Genomic DNA, 18,815 nt, shown 5'->3' on the forward strand with positions numbered 1-18,815 from the left:
TGCGGGGTGGGTGGAGTCCAGAGGTAGGGAGGGGGGAGTCGGAACACCCCTCCCTGCCTCTGGCCCAGCGGAGCGTCCCTGCACGCTGAAAGCAAGCAAAAAGTTCCCCCGCAAAGCGCACACTTTTCTGGTTCTCTTTTGGTGTCAAAAGAGAACATCCACACTCCCTGTTTTTTCCTCCCATCACCTTTCCGGCTGATGGGTTGAAAAATTTTCGCCTTTCTGTACAAACGCACTGAAAAATTGTAGGATAAGAATGGAAAAGACGTTCACTTTCACGCTTTACAACTTTACCTAGATAAAGTAAAATAAGGACAGAAGCCTTTCATACTATGGGCGCGGAGGATGCCGCGCCGGATGTTTTTGTGTATAGAGACGCCGGAATTGTGCCGGCGCAGGGAAAGAAACGAGGGAGCAGGATGGAGTTCAGTCTGGAGCATCTGCAGCCAAAGGAGCGTGCCTCCTTTGCGCTGCGCAGCCTGTACGAGACGGCAGGCTGCCGCAAGTACCACATGGGACGGTTCGAGGAGTACAGCCTGTATCAGGAGAACCGCAGCTTTCTGTCGTCGGAGCAGGTCATCACCTTTACCGATTTGGACGGTCGTCTGCTGGCGCTCAAGCCGGACGTGACCCTGTCCATCGCAAAGACGGCGCAGCCCGCGCCGGGCGAGACGCTGCGGTACTACTACCACGAAAACGTCTACCGTCCCTCTGCCGAGAGCCACACCTTTAAAGAGATCTCCCAGATGGGTCTGGAACTGCTGGGCGCTGTGGGCGAAGCCGAGGTGCAGCAGGCGGTGTGTCTGGCGGCGCAGTCGCTGGCGGCGCTGGGCGCAGAGTGGGTGCTGGAGGTCAGCCACATGGGCTACCTGTTCGGCCTGTTCGATGCGCTGGGCGTACCGGAAGCCGCCCGGGCACAGCTGCTGGAAAAGCTGCGGCAGAAAAACGCCCACGAGCTGCGCGCCGCCGCGCTGGCGGCGGGGCTTTCCGAAACGGCGGCAGACGCTTTGTGCGGAGTGCTGGAGCTTTCCGGCAGCTACGCCGCTACCCTTTCCAAGGCGGCAGCGCTCTGCCGCAACCCCGCCATGACCGCCGCCGTGGCAGAGCTGACCGCCTTAGCGCCTACACTGGGACGGGCAGGCGGCAGCATCCGGTTAGACCTGACCTTAGCCGGTGAGATGGAATACTACAACGGCCTTGTGTTTCAGGGCTACCTGAAAGCCCTGCCCCGCCCGCTGCTGAAGGGCGGACGGTACGACCTGCTGCTGCAAAAGTTCACCCCCGGGGCTGGTGCTATCGGCTTTGCGGTGTATCTGGACGAGCTGGACCGGCTGAATGCGATGCCGCCGGTGCAGCATCAGGACACCGGCAAGGTGATGCTGAACGTGGCGCTGCCCAAGGGGCGGCTGGGCGACAAGGTATACAACTTACTGGCGGGCATCGGCTACGGCTGCCCGGAGGACTACAACGCCACCCGCAAGCTGGTGGTGGAGAACCCGGCGGCGGGCATCCGGTATTTTCTGGTCAAGCCCAGCGACGTGGCCATCTATGTGGAACACGGCGCTGCCGATGTGGGCATCGTGGGCAAGGATATCCTGACCGAAGCTGCCGCCGATGTGTACGAGCTGCTGGACACCGGCCTTGGCCGCTGCCGGATGTGCGTAGCCGCCCCGGCGGGCTACCGGGATGACCCCAGCCGCCCGGTGCGGGTGGCCACCAAGTTCGTCAACATTGCAAAGCGCTACTACGCCTCCATGGGGCGGGATATCGATATCATCAAGCTGAACGGCTCCATTGAGCTGGCACCTATCCTTGGGCTTTCGGATGTCATTGTGGACATCGTGGAGACCGGCACCACCCTGCGGGAGAACGGCTTGCAGGTGGTCACCGAGTTCATGCCCATCTCGGCGCGGTTCATCGCCAACAAGGCCAGCTACCAGTTCAAGCACCGGCAGATGGACACCATGCTGGAAAAGCTGCGCGACACCTTGCACAAGCAGGAGGAAGAGAAATGATCAAGCTGTATAATTTTGACGAGCTGAAGCCGGAGGAAATTCTGAACCGGGACATCCGCGCCGAGAAGAACGTGGAGGACGTGGTGGACGCCATCATTGCGGACGTGCGCGCCCGGGGCGACGACGCCCTGAAGGACTACGCCCTGAAATTTGACGGTGCAACTATCGAAAATTTACAGGTGACGCAGGCCGAGATCGACGAAGCCTTTGCGGGCATGGACCCCTATTTCCTCGAGACCCTGCGGCAGGCGGCGGAGAACATCGAGCAGTTCCACCGCCAGCAGGTGCACAAGAATTTTGTGATGAACGACCGCCCCGGCATTGTACTGGGGCAGAAATATACTCCCATTGAAAAAGCGGGCGTCTATGTGCCCGGCGGCACGGCGGCGTACCCTTCCACCGTGCTCATGGACGTCATCCCCGCCAAGGTGGCAGGGGTGTCCGAGATCGTGATGACCACCCCCGCCGGGAAGGACGGCAAGGTGAACCCGGTCATTCTGGCCGCTGCCGCCACCGCCGGGGTGACCAAGATCTTCAAGACCGGCGGCGCACAGGCCGTGGCGGCGCTGGCCTACGGCACCCAGAGCATCCCGGCGGTGGATAAGATCGTAGGCCCCGGCAATATCTACGTTGCCACCGCCAAGCGCAAGGTGTTCGGCAAGGTGGGCATTGATATGATCGCGGGCCCCAGCGAAATTCTGGTGCTGGCAGACGGCAGCTGTGATCCCGCGTGGGTGGCGGCAGACCTGTTAAGTCAGGCCGAGCACGACAGGCTGGCAAGCCCGGTGCTTGTCACCGACAGCGCAGACCTTGCCAAGGCGGTACAGGCAGAACTGGAGGTACAAATTCCGCAGCTGCCCCGTGCCGCCATTGCCCGCGCCAGCGTGGACGACAACGGCAAAATCATTCTCTGCACCGACCTGCACAAGGCCATTGAAGCCTGCAACATCATCGCGCCGGAGCACTTGGAGGTCTGCGTGGAGGACCCCTTCGGGGTGCTGAACGAGATCCGCAACGCGGGCAGCGTCTTCCTTGGCCGCAACGTGCCGGAGGCGCTGGGCGATTACTTTGCAGGCCCCAACCACACCCTGCCCACCAGCGGCACCGCACGCTTTTCCAGCCCGCTGGGCGTGGACGATTTCGTCAAGAAGTCCAGCTTCATCTACTACACCCGGGACGCGCTGGAAGCCGTTGCGCCCCGCATTGCAGACTTTGCCGAGCGCGAGGGTCTGCACGCCCACGCCCGCAGCGTGACCATACGGTATGAGAAATAAATAAGGAAGCACCCTCATCCGTCTGCTCACTGCGTTCGCATCCACCTTCCCCCGTCTGGGGGAAGGCTTTTCCGAAACCGGCAGCGTCCTGAAGGCTTCCCCCGGTCGGGGGAAGCTGTCACCGAAGGTGACTGATGAGGGCGCACGGTATGCAGAACCCAAAGAGGAAACCATTATGAGCCGTTTTCTTTCCCCTGCCCTGTCCGCTGTCACCCCCTATACGCCCGGGGAGCAGCCGCAGGATCAGCAGTACATCAAACTGAATACCAACGAAAGCCCCTATCTGCCGTCGCCCCGGGTGGTGGCAGCCGTAAGCGAAGCCGAGGTGGAAAAGCTGCGCCTTTACTCCGACCCCGCCTGTGCACAGCTGCTGCGCACGGCGGCGGCGCATTTCGGCTTGCAGCCTTCTCAGGTCATGCCCGGCAACGGCAGCGACGAGAACCTGTTCTTTGCGCTGCGCGCCTTCTGTGACGAGAGCCACCCGCTGGCCTTTGCAGACATCACCTACGGCTGCTACGGCGTGTGGTGCGGTTTGCTGCACATCCCCACTCATATCATCCCGTTAAAAGAGGATTTCACCCTTGACCCCGCCGATTACCACGGCCTGCACGAGACCATCGTCATCGCAAACCCCAACGCTCCCACCGGACTGTGCCTGCCCCGGGATGCCATCGAGGGCATTTTGCGATCGAACCCGGACAGCGTGGTCATTGTGGACGAAGCCTATGTGGACTTTGGCGGCGAAAGCTGTGTGCCGCTTATCGACCAATACGACAACCTGCTGGTGGTGCAGACCTTCTCCAAATCCCGGCAGCTGGCGGGTGCGCGGCTTGGGCTTGCCATGGGCAACGCGGCGCTGATTGCTGACCTGAACCGGGTCAAGTTCAGCCTGAACCCCTACAACATCAACCGCCTGACCCTGAAAGCCGGGCAGGCTGCGCTGGAAGATACCGCCTACTTTGATAAGACCCGCGCCGCCATTATGGACACCCGCGCATGGACGATGCAGCAGCTGACCGACCGGGGCTTTACCGTGCTGGACAGCCGCACAAACTTTGTGTTTGCCAGCACAGAGCGGATAAACGGCGGTGCGCTATACAGAAAGTTAAAGAAAAATGGCATTCTAGTGCGGCATTTTGATGCGCCGCGCATTGAAAACTGGCTGCGCATCACCATCGGCACGCCGGAGCAGATGCAGGCACTGATGGACGCTGTGGACAAAATACTGGAGGTGTGACAATGGCAGAGCGCATGGTAACGCCGGAACGCAACACCAACGAGACCCAGATCGAGCTGAGCCTTGATCTGGACGGCACCGGCCGCTACGAGATCGACACCGGATGCGGCTTTCTGAACCACATGCTGGAGCTGTTTGCCCGGCACGGACGGTTTGATCTGGTGCTCACCTGCCACGGCGATGTGCAGGTGGACTACCACCACACCACCGAGGACGTGGGCATTGCGCTGGGACAGGCCTTTGCCCGGGCGCTGGGCGAGATGCGCGGCATCTGCCGCTACGGCAGCTTTTACCTGCCCATGGACGAGGCGCTGGTGCTGTGCGCGGTGGATCTTTCCGGACGCTGCACCCTGAACTGGGACATCCGCTGCCAGACCGAAAAGGTGGGCGATTTTGACGTGGAGTGCGCCAAGGAGTTCTGGTACGGTTTTGCCCGCAGCGTGCCCGCCACCGTCCATTTTGTGCAGTTTGCGGGCGAGAACACCCACCACATTCTGGAAGCCTGCTTCAAGGGCGCGGGGCACGCGCTGGCCGAAGCCGTGCGCATCGATGCGGCACACCGGGACGAGATCCCCTCCACGAAAGGACTGCTGGTATGATCGCCATTCTTGATTACGGTGTGGGCAACCTGTTCAGCCTGCGTTCCAGCTTGCAGCAGCTGGGGCTGCAGGCGGTGGTCACCGCCGACGCCGATGCCATCCGCGCCGCCGACCGGCTTATCCTGCCGGGGGTGGGCGCATTCGGGGATGCCATGGCAAAGCTTACCGCCACCGGCTTTGTGCCGGTGCTGAAGGAGCAGGCGGAAGAGAAGCCCCTGCTGGGCATCTGCCTTGGGATGCAGCTGCTGTTTGAAAAAAGCTACGAATACGGCGAGCACGCCGGGCTGGGCTTTATCAAAGGCGAGGTCTGCCCGCTGGGGCCTGACCTCGCGGACAAAAGTCTGAAAGTGCCGCAGATGGGCTGGAACGCTTTGCACATCGTAAAGGACGACCCGCTGTTCCGCTACATCCGCGAAGGCGAGTATGTGTACTACGTCCACAGCTACTACGGCAAAAACTGCGCCGAAAGCACCCTTGCCGTCAGCGATTATTCCATCCCGGTCACCGGCGCGGTGCGGGCAGGGCGGGTGTACGGCACCCAGTTCCACCCGGAAAAAAGCGGCGACACCGGGCTGCGGATCCTCAAGGCGTTCAGCGAATTGTGAGCGGGCGAGGACGCTAAAGGAGAAACAACCATGCAATTATTTCCAGCCATTGACCTGCGCGGCGGGCAGGTGGTGCGCCTGACACAGGGCGACTACGACCGCATGACCGTTTACGGGCAGGACCCCTGCGCACAGGCACGCAGCTTTGTGGCCGCCGGGGCAAAAAATCTTCATGTGGTGGACTTGGACGGTGCTAAGGACGGCACCCTTTCCAACTACGATACCATTGCCGCGCTGGCAAAGCAGGGCGGTTTGTACATCGAGGTAGGCGGCGGCATCCGCACCGAGGAGCGCATTGAAAAATACCTTTCCCTCGGGGTGGGGCGCTGCATTCTGGGCAGCGTGGCGGTGACGGATTTTGCCTTTACCGCCCGGATGCTGCAAAAATACGGCGATAAAATTGCCGTGGGTGTGGACGCCAAGGACGGCTATGTGGCCATCCACGGCTGGAAGGAGATCAGCGCCGAGCCGGGCGTGGCCTTCTGCAAGCGGCTGGCAGAAGCCGGCTGCACCGCCATCATCTACACCGACATTGCCTGTGACGGCGCGATGCAGGGCACGAACCTGAGCCTTTACCGCCAGCTGGCGGCGGAGGTGCCCGGGGTGGCCTTTACCGCCAGCGGCGGCATCTCCTCCGAGGCGGAGCTGCTGGAATTGCAGCAGATGGGCACAGCAGCGGCCATTCTGGGCAAAAGCCTGTACACCGGCGCGCTGGACCTTGCCCGCTGCGTGCAGCTGGTGCAGGACTGAGAAAGAGGGGTCTTTATGATAACCAAACGCATCATCCCCTGTCTGGACGTGCGCGACGGCCGGGTGGTCAAGGGCACAAACTTTGAGGGCGTCAAGGACGTGGCCGACCCGGTGGAGATGGCACGGCTGTACAATGCCGCCGGGGCAGACGAGCTGGTGTTTTACGATATCACTGCCAGCTTTGAGGGACGCGCCCTCTTTACCGACATCCTGACCCGGGTGGCGGGAGAAATTTTTATCCCCCTGACCGTGGGCGGCGGCATCAACACACTGGAGGATTTTGACCGGGTGCTGAAATGCGGCGCGGATAAGGTAAGCGTCAACTCCGGCGCGCTGAAGGACCCCGGGCTGATCCCCGCCGCCGCCCAGCGCTACGGTGACCAGTGCGTGGTGCTTTCCGCAGACGTGAAGCGGGTGAACGGACAGTTCCGGGTGTTCGCCAAGGGCGGGCGTGAGGATACCGGCCGGGATGCGCTGGACTGGATCAGCTGGTGCGCCGCCCACGGCGCGGGCGAAATATGCCTGAACAGCATCGACACCGACGGCGTGCGCAACGGCTTCGACCTTGAAATGCTGGACGCGGTGGCTGCCCGGGTGAATATCCCCATCATTGCCAGCGGCGGCGCGGGCAAAAAAGAGGATTTTCTGGAGCTGTTCCACCACAAGGGCATCGACGCCGGGCTGGCGGCGGGCATCTTCCACCAAAAGCTGCTGGGTATCCAGGAACTGAAAGAGTACCTGAACGCCAACGGCGTGGAGATGCGGCTGTAAAAAACACCAAAGAAATCAATTTCCGAATGAAGGCTTCCCCCGGTCGGGGGAAGCTGTCACCGCAGGTGACTGATGAGGGCGCTGCTACCGGAATTACCCCTCATCCGGCGCTACGCGCCACCTTCCCCCCAAGGGGTGAAGGCTTTTGCTCCGAGTCAAACCGCACAAGTTGATTCCAATAAAAAGCACATAAATGACTTGCATTTTTATCTTGAATACGATAAAATACACAGTATCCCCATCCGGGGAGGGAGAACCGTCATGGAACTGAAATTTGATGAAAAAGGCCTGATCCCCGCCATCGTGCAGGATCACTACACAAAGCAGGTGCTCACCCTTGCCTACATGAACGCCGAAACGCTGGCGCTGACCATTGCCGAGGGGCGCACCGTGTTCTGGAGCCGCAGCCGTCAGGAGATCTGGCGCAAGGGCGAGACCAGCGGCAATGTGCAGCGGGTAGTGTCCATTACCGCCGACTGCGACGCCGATGCACTGGTGGTAGAGGTGGTGAAAGACGGCCCCGCCTGTCACACCGGGGCAGAGAGCTGCTTTTTCAACGAGGTATACGTCTCCCCGGAGCTGAAGCAGTTCAGCTGGCAGGGGCTGTATAACCTCATCAAGGGCCGCAAGGATACACCTACTGCGGGCAGCTACACCACCTACCTGTTTGAAAAGGGCAAGGAGAAGATCCTGAAAAAGGTGGGCGAAGAGTGCACCGAGGTCATCATTGCGGGCGAAAAAGAGGACAAGGCCGAGACGGTCTACGAGATCAGCGACCTTGCCTATCATGTGCTGGTGCTGATGGTCAGCGCGGGCATCACTGTAGAGGATGTGACCCGAGAGCTGGAAAAGCGCCACGTCATCGACCACAAGGTCAAGCAGGAAAGGATGCAGTGAGAAGCCTATGGCAGATTACAAAAAGTCCAGCGTACATTGCCACTCTACCCTGTGTGACGGCAAGAACACCCTGCAGGAGATGGCGGGTGCCGCCTGTGCGCAGGGGCTGACCACCCTTGGTTTCAGCGGCCACAGCTACACAAAGCCTGACCGTGAATACTGCATGACCCCCGGCCGCACCGCGCAGTACCGCGCCACCATCGCCAAGCTGAAAAACGAGTACCGGGGCAAAGTAGATATCCTGTGCGGCATCGAGTGGGATCTGCTGAGCGAGGGCACGCCCAAAGGCTTTGATTACTGGATCGGCAGCGCGCACCATCTGTACGGCAAAAATACCGGCAAATACTACGAGATCGATTTCCGCCCCGAGGATCTGCGGGACTGCATCAATAACGATTTTGACGGTGACCCGCTGGCAGCGGTGGAAGCCTATTTTGCCGAGGTGGAAAAGATCGCCGCCAAAAAGCCGGATATTCTGGGACATATCGACCTTGTCAAAAAGCTGAACGCGGACGGCAGCTTCTTTGATGAGGAGTCTCCCCGCTACAAGGCCGCAGCGCTCAGGGCGCTGCAAGCTGCCCGGGAGAACGACTGCATTCTGGAAGTGAACACCGGCGGCGTGTACCGGGGCTACCGCAAGGACTTCTACCCCGGCGCATGGCTGCTGGGCGAGTGGAACAAGCTGGGCGGCAGGGTGATCATCACCGCCGACGCCCACGACACCGCCGCGCTGACCTTCGGCTTTGACGAAGCCGCCGCCGCCATCAAGGCCGCAGGCTTTACCGCCCTGACTGTGCTGACCGTCAACGGGTTTGAAGAGCAGGAGTTATAAATAACCCTCTCAGGCGCTCCCGCGCCAGCTCCCCCGAAGGGGGAGCCAAGGTTTAAGGCACATTGCTAAAGCTTCAGGTGCAATGAGAAGCTTTCCAACCATGCCAAAGGCTCCCTCTCTGAGGAAGTTCGTTCCAAAACCCCACCCGTGAAAAAGCAATTCTGGAAAATCCGCAGATTTTCCAGAATTGCGAAATAAAAATAATTTTTCCACTGAATATGCCCAGAGCGAAGGCGGAGGGCATTCAAAATCGTTTTACCGCAAAAGAGGCCACTGCACAGTTTTTGTGCAACGGCCTCCTTTTTGCGCGAAGAAAGGAATCCTATGACCCAGACGCGACCCCTGAAAACAAACCTCTTTAACCGGAATGCAGACCTGCTGCACGGACCTATTTTCAAGAACCTTTTGCTGTTCATGCTGCCCATTCTGGTGTCCAACCTGTTCCAGCAGCTGTATAATACCGTAGATACCATGATCGTGGGTAACGTGCTGGGCGATAGCGCACTGGCTGCCATCGGCTCCTGCGGGTCCATCTACGAGCTGCTGGTGGGCTTTGGCATCGGCATCGGCAACGGACTTTCCATCGTGGCTGCACGCTCCTATGGGGCACAGGACGAGGATCTGCTCAAAAGGACGGTGGCCGGGTCGCTGGTCATCGGGCTTTGCGCCAGCTTTGTCATTACCACGGCGGGCTTTTTCGGCCTGCGGCCGCTTTTGCAGCTGCTGGACACCCCCGCAGAGATTTTAGAGGACGCCTACCGGTACATCATCGTCATCGATTTGGGCGTTTTAGTGATGTTCCTTTATAACCTGTGCGCCGGGTTGCTGCGCGCCATCGGCAACAGCGTGATGCCTCTGGTGTTTTTGCTTATCAGCTCGGGACTGAACGTGGCGCTGGATCTATGGTTCATTGCCGGGCTGGGCATGGGCGTGCAGGGCGCGGCGGTGGCTACCGTCATTGCGCAGGGCATCTCGGTGGTGCTGTGCATTCTGTATGTGATGCGCCGCGTGCCGCTGCTGCTGCCCGCCCGCAAGCACTGGGCGGTGGGACAGCATTTGTACTGGGAGCTGTTCAGCCAGAGCATCTCCATGGGGCTGATGAGCAGCATCGTGTCGGCGGGGTCGGTGGTGCTGCAATACGGCATCAACGGGCTGGGCACGCTGACCATTGCGGGGCACACCGCCGCGCGCAAGCTGTTCTCCTTTACCAGTATGCCGCTGATCTCCATGGCAAACGCAGGCTCTACCTTTGTTTCGCAGAACCGGGGCGCCGCTCAGCCGGAGCGGGTGCGCAAAGGGATGCGCACCATGTACCTGTGCTCGGTGGTCATCATGGCGGCCAACATGGTGCTGATGCAGCTTTTTGCCCGGCAGCTGGTGCAGCTGATCTCCGGTTCCACCGCACCCCTCGTGCTGGAAAACGGCGCACGGTATCTGATGTGGAACGCGCCGTTCTACGCGGTGCTGGGGGTGCTGCTGTGCACCCGGTACGCTTTGCAGAGCCTTGGGCAGAAGGTGCTGCCGCTGTTTTCCAGCGTCATCGAGCTGGTGGGCAAGGTGATCTTTGTGCTGGTGTTCATCCCGCGCTACGCCTACAATGCCGTTATCCTGTGCGAGCCCATCATCTGGTGCTTCATGGCGGCATATCTTGTGGCAGTGTACCGCCGCGACGCCTTTGTGTATCCGAAGAAAAAGACGATCTGAATGCGCGCCGCGTTCGCTCTGCGCATATTCAGCGGAAAATATATTTTGAATTTTGGGGTTCTGAAAAGTCTGCGGAGTTTGTCGGGGCAAAGCCCCTCCATCTGCTTGCGCAGACCGCTCTGCCGCTTAAAAGCCCCACTGGGGCTTTCATTGCTGCGCAAACGCGGACTTTTCAGAACCCCTTTTTCACAGAAGGGAACCATAAAGACACCCCCGGACAGCACGCAGAGCTGTCCGGGGGTGTTGTGTTATGATTTATGATGTTTTTACCATGCGGAAGGTCTTTCCGCGCTTAATGCAGTCCAGCAGCAGGTCGTATTCTGCGGGCACTTCACCGATGACGTTCACCTTTTCGTCTGCGGGCAGGTCGGTGCGCATGAGCTGAATTTCGCCGGAATAGCGCCCGTAGCCGATGTTATCCATGGTCACGCAGCGGCGGCGGCGCTCGGTGCAGTTATCCGGCTGCACGGTGCTGCCAAAGCAGGAGTAGAGCCGGGATTCCTGATACCGTACAAGCGTTTTGGGCGAATCCGGGCGGCAGGTAAAGGTGCGGTCGTACAGCGTCTCGTAGCCGGGGCGCAGGGCGACCGGCAGGCAGAGCTCGCCGGTGGTGCAGAAGTGGCGGATGTACTCCTGCTCCCGGGTGCTGACCTCCGGGTCGCCCGCAAAAATGCCGTCCAGCCCGTAGTTCAGCGCCAAGTCCGCAAAGGCCGCTGAGGGGGCGGCGGTGCGGTGGGCTTCCAGCGTGGGCAGACCCTTGTACAGCGGGCCGCGCAGCAGGGCGTCGCCGGGGATAAAGCCGTACACCTGCAAGCCCTCTGCCTGCAAAGCTGCGGTGCTCTCGCGCAGAAATTCCGGGTCAAGGCCGGTCTCCGGGCGGGGGTAGAAGTTGTGCATGGCAATGACCGTGCCGCCGCCTGCCGCCAGCTGCCGCGCCACCTCCGGGGTGGTGGTAGAAGCGTTGACGGCAACGGGCAGCTGCTGCGCAAGGGCACACATCTGCTCCACCGAGAAGCCGTAGTCCAGCCGCAGACCCCACAGGTGCAGCCGCTTTGCCAGCGCGGTCAGGTCGGCGCAGCCGAACTGCCGGAGGGTCTTTTCCGACACGTCTGCCAGAATGCGCCAGCCCTGTGCGGAGAGAAAATCGCACATTTCCTGCACGCGGGTGCAGTAAGCGGCATCAAATTCTTCGCTGATATGCAGTGAGATAAAAACAGGCGCGCCGCCTGCCGCAAAAGCGGAAAGCGACGCACGCTGTTCCTCAAACTGCGTCAGATACACTGACCGTCCGAGTGTTTTAAGCATTGGCAACGTCCTCAACAGAGACCATTGCATTGGTCACGATAAAGCCCATAATGTAGCAGATGACCAGACCCACTGCGTAGCAGCCAACGGAAGCAGCCACACCGTGAGGGCCGGCGGTCATGACGAACAGAGCCAGCAGACCGGAGGGGCCCCAAGCGGTAGCAGCCACCTGCATGGCCATAACGAAGGCACCGCCGAAACCAGCGCCCAGACCGGCACTGATGAAGGGCTTGCCCATGGGCAGGGTGACGCCGTAGATCAGCGGCTCGCCGATGCCCAGCAGACCTGCGGGCAGTGCGCCGGTGATAACGTTCTTCAGGCGGGTGTTGCCGCACTTCTTAGCCTTGAAGTAGATAGCGACAGCAGCGCCAACCTGACCTGCACCGGCCATAGCCAGAGCGGGGTACAGGGTAACGTAGCCAAAGCTCTCCAGCTGCACGGAGTACAGAGCGACCAGACCGTGGTGCATACCCATAGCGACCATGGGCAGGAACAGAGCGGTGGAAACATAACCGGCAATGATGCGCACGATCAGGATATCGCTCATGCACAGCTTTTCAACCACCCAGCACAGCGCGGTGGAAACATAGCCGGTAGCAGGCATGATGATCAGGATATAGGGCACGAGGCACAGGATCATGGTAATCAGCGGGGTGAACACGATGTCCAGAGATTCGGGCATCCACTTGCGCACCCAGCGCTCGATCTTGACAAGGCACCATGCGCCCAGCACAACGGCCAGCACGCCGCCGCGGCCTGCACGCAGGATGGAATCCAGCGGCACAGCCTCGTTGAACAGACCCAGAATGGAAGAGATCTTGTTGATGCCCTCCAGACCGGTGATCATGCCCAGCATACCGCCCAGAATGGGGGTGCCGCCGAACTTTTCGGCTGCGCGGTAGCCGACCCATGCGGTCAGGTAGCCCAAGAAGCAGGTGTTCATCAGACCCAGCAGGGTGCTGATAAGGGCCAGTGCGGGGATGTCGGCGTAGTTCGGCACCACCTGACCGATCAGGGAGTTGATGCCGGCGCACAGACCGGAAGCCACAACGCCCGGGATCAGGGGGATAAAGATATCGCCAAAGGTCTTGAACAGCTCCTTGACCTTGCTCTGCTTCTGCCCTGCCTTGACGGCGGCCTTGTTGGTCTGCCAGTCGTTGGCGGTGGAAGCGGCGGCGTCCGCCGGGATGCCCATGTCGCGGCAGATATCTGCGCACTTGCGGCACTTGCCGGGGCCGACCACGATCTCTACATAGCCGGTACGGTCGTGCACGATGCCCATCACGCCCTCGATGGCCTTCAGGCTCTCGTCGTCGATCTTGGCGTCATCTTTAACGCGCACCCGCAGACGGGTCATGCAGTTGGTTGCGGTGAGAACGTTGCTCTTTCCGCCGACTTTCTCCAGCGCCGCGCGGACCAGTTCTTCATTCGTCATAAGTGGGTCCTCCTTTAAAACAGGTGTATATCCGATGCGGCCTTTGCCGCTAAGGAACATGGGTGTGCAAATGTGCCTTACAGCACTTCCAGCCGGATGGCCTCCCGCACATGGCCGCGTGCCCGTTCCAGCCGCCGGGCGGCCTCCTTGGCATCGCAGTCTGCCAGCAGCATGGTAATGGCAGTCTTTACGCTGCCGCCCGCTGCATCAATGGCGGCGCGGGCTTTTTCCCGCTCCACGCCGGTGGCGTCAATGACGATATTCTCGGCGCGGGTGTGCAGCTTTTCGTTGGTCTGCTGCACGTCCACCATCAGGTTCTGGTAGGCCTTGCCGGTACGCACCATGGAACCGGTGGAGATCATGTTCAAAATCAGTTTCTGCGCCGTGCCGGACTTGAGCCGGGTGGAGCCGGTCAGCACCTCGGGGCCGCAGTTCACCTCAATGGCAAGCTCTGCGGCCTTGCCGATGGCGCTGCCGATATTGCAGGCAATGGCGGCGGTGTGACAGCCCACGCTTTTGGCGTAGTCCAGACCGCCCAGCACATAGGGCGTGCGGCCGGAGGCGGCAATGCCCACCACAAGGTCATTTGCGGTCAGGCTGTGGGCTTTCAGATCCTCAACAGCCAGCTCCCGGCTGTCCTCTGCGCCCTCCACGGCCTCGATGAAGGCTTTTTCGCCGCCGGCGATCAGCCCCACCACCATCTCCTTCGGCACACCGAAGGTGGGCGGGCACTCGGCGGCATCCAGCACGCCTAAGCGGCCGGAGGTACCGGCGCCCATATAGAACAGCCGTCCGCCTTTTTCAAAGGCTTCTGCCGCCCATGTGACCGCCTGCGCGATTTGCGGCAGGCACTTGGCAATGGCCAGCGGTACCCGGGCGTCCTCCTCGTTCATGACAGTCACGATCTCCAGCGGGGACATCTGGTCCAGCTGCATCGTGCGCGGGTTGCGGGTCTCGGTGGTCATCCCACTCAGATTCAAACCCATATCCTGCACCTCCAGTTTCCGCCGCACCGCTTGCGGCGTGATTGTGACTAAAGTATAAACTTTTTCAAACAAAATGTCCACAAAAAGACTATTTTGTGGTACAATGTTTTATGCAAGCATTGTTTTTGAAATTTTTGCTTACAAGTATGACTTTTTTGTGCAGCTTGTTCAATCCATCTTGAAATACAACAGAGGTATCGATATGCAGAACGTTCTTTTACGCCTGCGGGAGGTGCAGCCCTCCCTCAGCAGCACCGAGCGGCAGATCGCGCAGTTCATTCTGGACAACCCGGACGAGACCACTACCCTTACCATCCGGGATCTGGCGCGGCGCTCCTTCTCCTCCCCTTCCAGTGTGGTGCGCATCTGCCGGGTGATCGGCTTTCAGGGCTACAAGGAACTGCGCCACGCCCTGACGCTGGAGCTTGCCACCCTTGGGGAGAACGGCAGCCACCGGGAAAAGGATATCACCCCGCAGGACAGTTTGCAGGAGATCGTGGAAAAGGTGACCCACAAGAACATCCAGAGCCTGCTGGACACCCAGCGGCTGCTGTTGCTGGACGAGCTGGAACAGTGTGTGGAGTTGATCGCCAACGCCCGCACGGTGCTGTTGTTCGGCATCGGTTCCTCGCTGTGCGTGGCAAAGGACACCTACCTGAAATTTCTGCGGCTGGACAAACCCTGCGTGGTCAACGAGGACTCTCACTCGCAGCTTTTGCAGGCACGCAACGCCACCGCGCAGGATGTGGGCATCGTGTTCTCCTACTCCGGGCAGACCATGGAGATGATCCAGTGCATCAAGGAGATGAAGGCGGGCGGCGCACCGGTCATTGCGGTGACCCGCTACTACCCCTCCGAGGTGGCACAGCTGGCCGACCATGTGCTGTATGTGGCCGCCAACGAGAGCCTGTTCCGCAACGGTGCCATGTCCTCCCGGCTTTCCCAGCTGAACGTGATGGATATCCTGTACACCGCCTACGCCAGCCGCAACCACGAGGACACCATGCGCCGCCTGACCAAGACTCATATCTATAAGCCCGGTGACCCGGAGGTGCTGACCCAGCCGTAAAACGAAAAGCCGTCCCGCAGGGTACAAAAAAGGCGCCTGGTGGTCTCCTCACCAAGCGCCTTTGCTTCCGTGAGCGAAAGTATAGCGTTTTTTACGGCTTTTTTCAATCTGAGCAGAAAAGCGACTGCTTTCCTGAAGAAATCCGGCATTTACACCAGACTCTTGTAGGCTTCCAGATAGCGCAGACCCAGTGTCCGCAGGCTTTCAGTCGTGAAATGCAGCCCGTCCGGGCGGGCAGTAAGGTCAGCGGCGGAAACGACCGCACACTTCGGCAGCTGCGCGGCCAGTTCGGGCAGGCGGCGGTTGAACTCCTTCAGCAGTTCTGCCGGGGTTCCGTGGAAACCGTTTTCCGGGTAGCCCAGTTCCCCCACCACGATGGGCAAATCGCCCAGTTCTTCCCGGAACGCCCGCATAGTGCGCAAGAACTGCTCCGGGTAGGCTTCCAGCTGCTCCGGGGCAAGACAGTCGCTCTCGCCCTGATGCCACAAGATCGCGGTCAGCGCGGAGGTGCGCATAGCCAGCTTTGCCTGAAAGACTGCATGGTCAAACAGCACCTCGCCCGGTTGCCACTGGCTGATGCGGGTACCGCCGTCTGCGCAGGGAATCAAGCCGATTTTAGCCCCGGTTTCTTTTTGCAGCTGCGCGGCAAAGCTTGCGGCAAGGTTTGCGCCGCTGCGTGGAACCGCCCCCTCTGCCACCGCCCGGTCCACATTGATGGGCTCACTCATGGGCTGCCAGCGCCCCATGCGCAGCATGAAGCAATCCGGGGCAGTGATGGTGTTCTCCGGGGTCAAATCGCCCCGTCCTGCCATGTTAGACTGTCCCACCAGTAAAAACGAGCGGATGCCCTGCGCTGCCTCGTGCAGACCATCGTTGATCCATAGTGCCATAACAAAACGCCTCCTGCATTTTTTTACCCCAGTATAGCACAAAAGCAGCCGACATTCACGAACAGCTGCTTCTATGCTGTGAAAATGATGAGATCGTTTTGTATACGCTGTTGATCGTGGACGATGAGGAGATCGAGCGCGAGGGGATGGCGCAGTTCATCCGCGACCACGGCAGGCTGGAAGATCAATGACATAACAAGCACAGCCCCGCTTTGGCGAAGGAGAAGCCAAAGCGGGGCTGTATTCAATGAAGGAGAAATGAAGGGAATATCAGGTTACAGATTCAGTTCAAACTGTTCTGCCGTAACAGTTGCTTTGCCATCGGCAGCAAAGGTGATGCCGTCGGCAGACTGAGGGGTGTAGATCCATAACATATTTTTACATATTCGTTCAGACCCTGCGGGGCTGAACATCTTGGCTTTCAGCCGTTAACATAACCGACTAGCATGACCTTCCAGAAAAAGCGAGGGCAGGGCTGATCTGTTTTGTGACGGCTTTTTTGTTGCCGTTTTGCCCGTTGGACCTTGAAAACCGCATGACCGTCTGCATGGGATACCCGGCGATGACCTCGCAAGACCTGACCCCGGCAAAACGAAAAGCCGGCGGCAGCAAAAATCTCCGGTAAGGAGATCCTTGAAGCCATCCGGCTGATGGACGCAGACGAACGCAGAGAATTGACGAGAGTTCTGTTTGCATAAAAAATTCACGTTTGCGAAGCAACAAAAGCCCCAGTGGGGCTTTTGAGTGACCGAACGGTCTTGCGCCAGCAAGATGGAGGGGCCTTGCCCCGACAAGTGACTTTTTATGCAAAGGAAAGCAGGCTGTGCAAACCTTGCGCAGAAAAGCCCCTGATTCGGGCAAATGTGCAAACGGTGTGCAGAAAGTGTGCAGCCGCTTTCCTACATAAAGAAAGAACGCCAAATCTTACGATTTGACGTTCAATATCTGGTGCACCTCCAGGGACTCGAACCCTGGGCCCACTGATTAAGAGAGCAAGCCGCCGGTTCGTCTCAATTTATGGAAGTTTCGAGTCATCGTTATTTTTAATCAAGACAACGTGATTTTTCACCCGGTAATTTCTGCACCCTTTGTCGGATTTTGCAACGAAAAGCACCTTCTGCACGTTTTGAAACCGTGCAAAATCCGTGCAGAAACCGTGCACTTACTCCCCGACAAATAAAATCGCTCTATCCCCCACCGGCTTGACGGCATTGGTTTGAGTGGCCGAACATCAAAATCAAGTCATGGAGGACACGACTATGAACAAACTGCTTTCTTGCCACTACAATATGGACACCAACCGGGTGGAAGCCCAGTTTGCGGACGGCTCTGCTGTTGCCATCGACTGCATTGCCATTGAGGACGAGTACGGCAACACCCCGGCACAGCGGGCAGAACTGGACTGGCTGCTCTACAATAAACCATTGGAGTACGCCCAGCTTGTACTGGGTGGTGAGATTGAACATTATCTCTCGCTCGGCCGCGACCATGGCAGATTAGAAGATTGACCTTTAATTAGAATATTCCAAACAGACCAACAGCCCTCTACTTGCGATCATTGCAAATAGAGGGCTATCGGTTTGTTAATAGTTATCAAGTTTTTCCACAACTTTTGTCGCCTATTTGTTCTTACTCATCTGCTTGAAAAAATTCCTGCTTCGTCCCGATAATATCTTCATAGTTGCTCTGAGTTACTGTGACTTCCAGATGATCTCCCTTATTTTCAATTTCTGCTTTTATATCATTTCCTCTGTCGTCTTTGCCGCTAAAGCTAAGAATCCCTGTTTCAGAATCGTAAGTTCCAATCGCGTTTTCGACATAAAGCAAATGGGTAACGCTATACTCGATCCTATATGTGCCATCATCTTCTTTAGTGATATTCAGAATTTCATCAAAATCATTACTATAATAGCCTTCCTCTGGCATTTGAAAATTCGCAGTATCATTATTGGTTAAATGCTCGTTTGATACTATATCACTAACATTTTTGTTTTCTACTTGTACTGAAGTGCTTTCAGTCGATGATTCTTTATTTTCCTGAGATTGCCCACATCCAGCTAACCCCAAAACCATGCATAGCACAAACAGGTAAATTACTTTTTTCATAGCATTCTTCTCCTTTATTCAATCTATTTTTGTCGATTTATTTGTTATCGCATTTTATCATACCATAATTATTAACTTTTCTGTTTAAACAACGAACTTCAAGCCTGATTTATTTCATCTGTCCACAATTTTTTCAAAATCGTATGGTTGCACATAAATTTCCAGAAAACTTGTAGCACAATCACGATTTTTCTTTTCGTTCATACAAACCACCACGGCAGTTCCAGCCACAGGTTATCCATAGCTTGTTCCTCCGTCTTTTTGGCGCGGCCTTTCGTCAGGTGAAAGTATATCGCCGTGCCGATCAGCGGATGTTCCTCGCCATCGGTGAAGCCATAGC

The 18,815-nt window shown here is 58.4% G+C and carries 17 protein-coding genes; 12 read left to right on the top strand and 5 right to left on the bottom strand.

Features of this window, described 5'->3' with window-relative positions:
- Positions 1-419: 419 nt before the first annotated feature.
- The 10 genes from hisG (at position 420) to WMO44_RS13040 (ending at position 10,684) form a co-directional block, all read left to right on the top strand.
- Complete coding sequence (hisG, locus tag WMO44_RS12995) at positions 420-2,015, top strand: ATP phosphoribosyltransferase (protein ID WP_349152836.1); 1,596 nt, start codon at positions 420-422, stop codon at positions 2,013-2,015.
- Positions 2,012-3,289 (top strand): histidinol dehydrogenase, encoded by a 1,278-nt coding sequence (gene hisD / locus WMO44_RS13000; protein WP_349152837.1) that lies wholly within the window; start codon positions 2,012-2,014, stop codon positions 3,287-3,289. The genes hisG and hisD overlap by 4 nt, the downstream gene beginning before the upstream one ends.
- A gap of 175 nt (positions 3,290-3,464) precedes the next feature.
- Positions 3,465-4,526, top strand: coding sequence for a histidinol-phosphate transaminase (gene hisC / locus WMO44_RS13005; protein ID WP_349152838.1), 1,062 nt, complete (start codon positions 3,465-3,467; stop codon positions 4,524-4,526).
- 2 nt (positions 4,527-4,528) lie between these two features.
- Positions 4,529-5,125 carry an imidazoleglycerol-phosphate dehydratase HisB gene (gene hisB / locus WMO44_RS13010; protein ID WP_349152839.1) on the top strand — a complete coding sequence of 199 codons (597 nt, stop codon included), beginning with the start codon at positions 4,529-4,531 and terminating at the stop codon, positions 5,123-5,125.
- On the top strand, positions 5,122-5,730 hold the full coding sequence (gene hisH / locus WMO44_RS13015; RefSeq protein ID WP_349152840.1) for an imidazole glycerol phosphate synthase subunit HisH: 609 nt from the start codon (positions 5,122-5,124) through the stop codon (positions 5,728-5,730). The genes hisB and hisH overlap by 4 nt, the downstream gene beginning before the upstream one ends.
- 30 nt (positions 5,731-5,760) lie before the next feature.
- Positions 5,761-6,480: a 1-(5-phosphoribosyl)-5-[(5-phosphoribosylamino)methylideneamino]imidazole-4-carboxamide isomerase gene (gene hisA, locus WMO44_RS13020; RefSeq protein ID WP_316544979.1), complete on the top strand. Its 720-nt coding sequence runs from the start codon at positions 5,761-5,763 to the stop codon at positions 6,478-6,480.
- A 15-nt stretch (positions 6,481-6,495) separates the two neighbouring features.
- Positions 6,496-7,251 carry an imidazole glycerol phosphate synthase subunit HisF gene (hisF, locus tag WMO44_RS13025; RefSeq protein ID WP_349152841.1) on the top strand — a complete coding sequence of 252 codons (756 nt, stop codon included), beginning with the start codon at positions 6,496-6,498 and terminating at the stop codon, positions 7,249-7,251.
- A 261-nt stretch (positions 7,252-7,512) separates the two neighbouring features.
- On the top strand, positions 7,513-8,148 hold the full coding sequence (gene hisIE, locus WMO44_RS13030) for a bifunctional phosphoribosyl-AMP cyclohydrolase/phosphoribosyl-ATP diphosphatase HisIE (RefSeq protein WP_117553951.1): 636 nt from the start codon (positions 7,513-7,515) through the stop codon (positions 8,146-8,148).
- A 7-nt stretch (positions 8,149-8,155) separates the two neighbouring features.
- Entirely contained in the window at positions 8,156-8,980 is an 825-nt protein-coding gene (locus WMO44_RS13035; RefSeq protein WP_349152842.1) for a histidinol-phosphatase HisJ family protein, read from the top strand.
- Positions 8,981-9,304: 324 nt separating this feature from the next.
- Positions 9,305-10,684: an MATE family efflux transporter gene (locus tag WMO44_RS13040; protein ID WP_349152843.1), complete on the top strand. Its 1,380-nt coding sequence runs from the start codon at positions 9,305-9,307 to the stop codon at positions 10,682-10,684.
- Between the two features lie 255 nt (positions 10,685-10,939).
- Here WMO44_RS13040 and WMO44_RS13045 read toward each other — a convergent pair whose 3' ends face one another.
- The 3 genes from WMO44_RS13045 to murQ all read right to left on the bottom strand — a co-directional run bounded on the left by WMO44_RS13045 (position 10,940) and on the right by murQ (position 14,410).
- Complete coding sequence (locus WMO44_RS13045; protein WP_349152844.1) at positions 10,940-11,989, bottom strand: MupG family TIM beta-alpha barrel fold protein; 1,050 nt, start codon at positions 11,987-11,989, stop codon at positions 10,940-10,942.
- Complete coding sequence (locus tag WMO44_RS13050) at positions 11,982-13,424, bottom strand: PTS transporter subunit EIIC (RefSeq protein ID WP_349152845.1); 1,443 nt, start codon at positions 13,422-13,424, stop codon at positions 11,982-11,984. Before WMO44_RS13050 ends, WMO44_RS13045 begins: the two co-directional genes overlap by 8 nt.
- Before the next feature lie 77 nt (positions 13,425-13,501).
- Entirely contained in the window at positions 13,502-14,410 is a 909-nt protein-coding gene (murQ, locus tag WMO44_RS13055) for an N-acetylmuramic acid 6-phosphate etherase (RefSeq protein WP_349152846.1), read from the bottom strand.
- Positions 14,411-14,612: 202 nt separating this feature from the next.
- On the opposite strand from murQ, the gene WMO44_RS13060 reads away from it, so the two are divergent.
- On the top strand, positions 14,613-15,479 hold the full coding sequence (locus tag WMO44_RS13060) for a MurR/RpiR family transcriptional regulator (RefSeq protein ID WP_249252227.1): 867 nt from the start codon (positions 14,613-14,615) through the stop codon (positions 15,477-15,479).
- Positions 15,480-15,628: 149 nt separating this feature from the next.
- Here the strand turns inward: WMO44_RS13060 and WMO44_RS13065 are convergent, their stop codons facing one another.
- Positions 15,629-16,369 (bottom strand): sialate O-acetylesterase, encoded by a 741-nt coding sequence (locus WMO44_RS13065; RefSeq protein ID WP_349152847.1) that lies wholly within the window; start codon positions 16,367-16,369, stop codon positions 15,629-15,631.
- 1,259 nt (positions 16,370-17,628) lie between these two features.
- Here WMO44_RS13065 and WMO44_RS13070 point away from each other — a divergent pair.
- Positions 17,629-17,877 (top strand): DUF6061 family protein, encoded by a 249-nt coding sequence (locus tag WMO44_RS13070; RefSeq protein WP_097778996.1) that lies wholly within the window; start codon positions 17,629-17,631, stop codon positions 17,875-17,877.
- Between the two features lie 121 nt (positions 17,878-17,998).
- On the opposite strand, the gene WMO44_RS13075 is transcribed toward WMO44_RS13070, so the two are convergent.
- A complete protein-coding gene (locus WMO44_RS13075; RefSeq protein WP_097778995.1) occupies positions 17,999-18,475 on the bottom strand; it encodes a putative periplasmic lipoprotein in 477 nt (158 codons plus the stop codon).
- Between the last annotated feature and the right edge of the window lie 340 nt (positions 18,476-18,815).

This window comes from Faecalibacterium tardum (assembly GCF_040096515.1).
GTDB classification, from domain to species: Bacteria; Bacillota; Clostridia; order Oscillospirales; family Ruminococcaceae; genus Faecalibacterium; species Faecalibacterium tardum.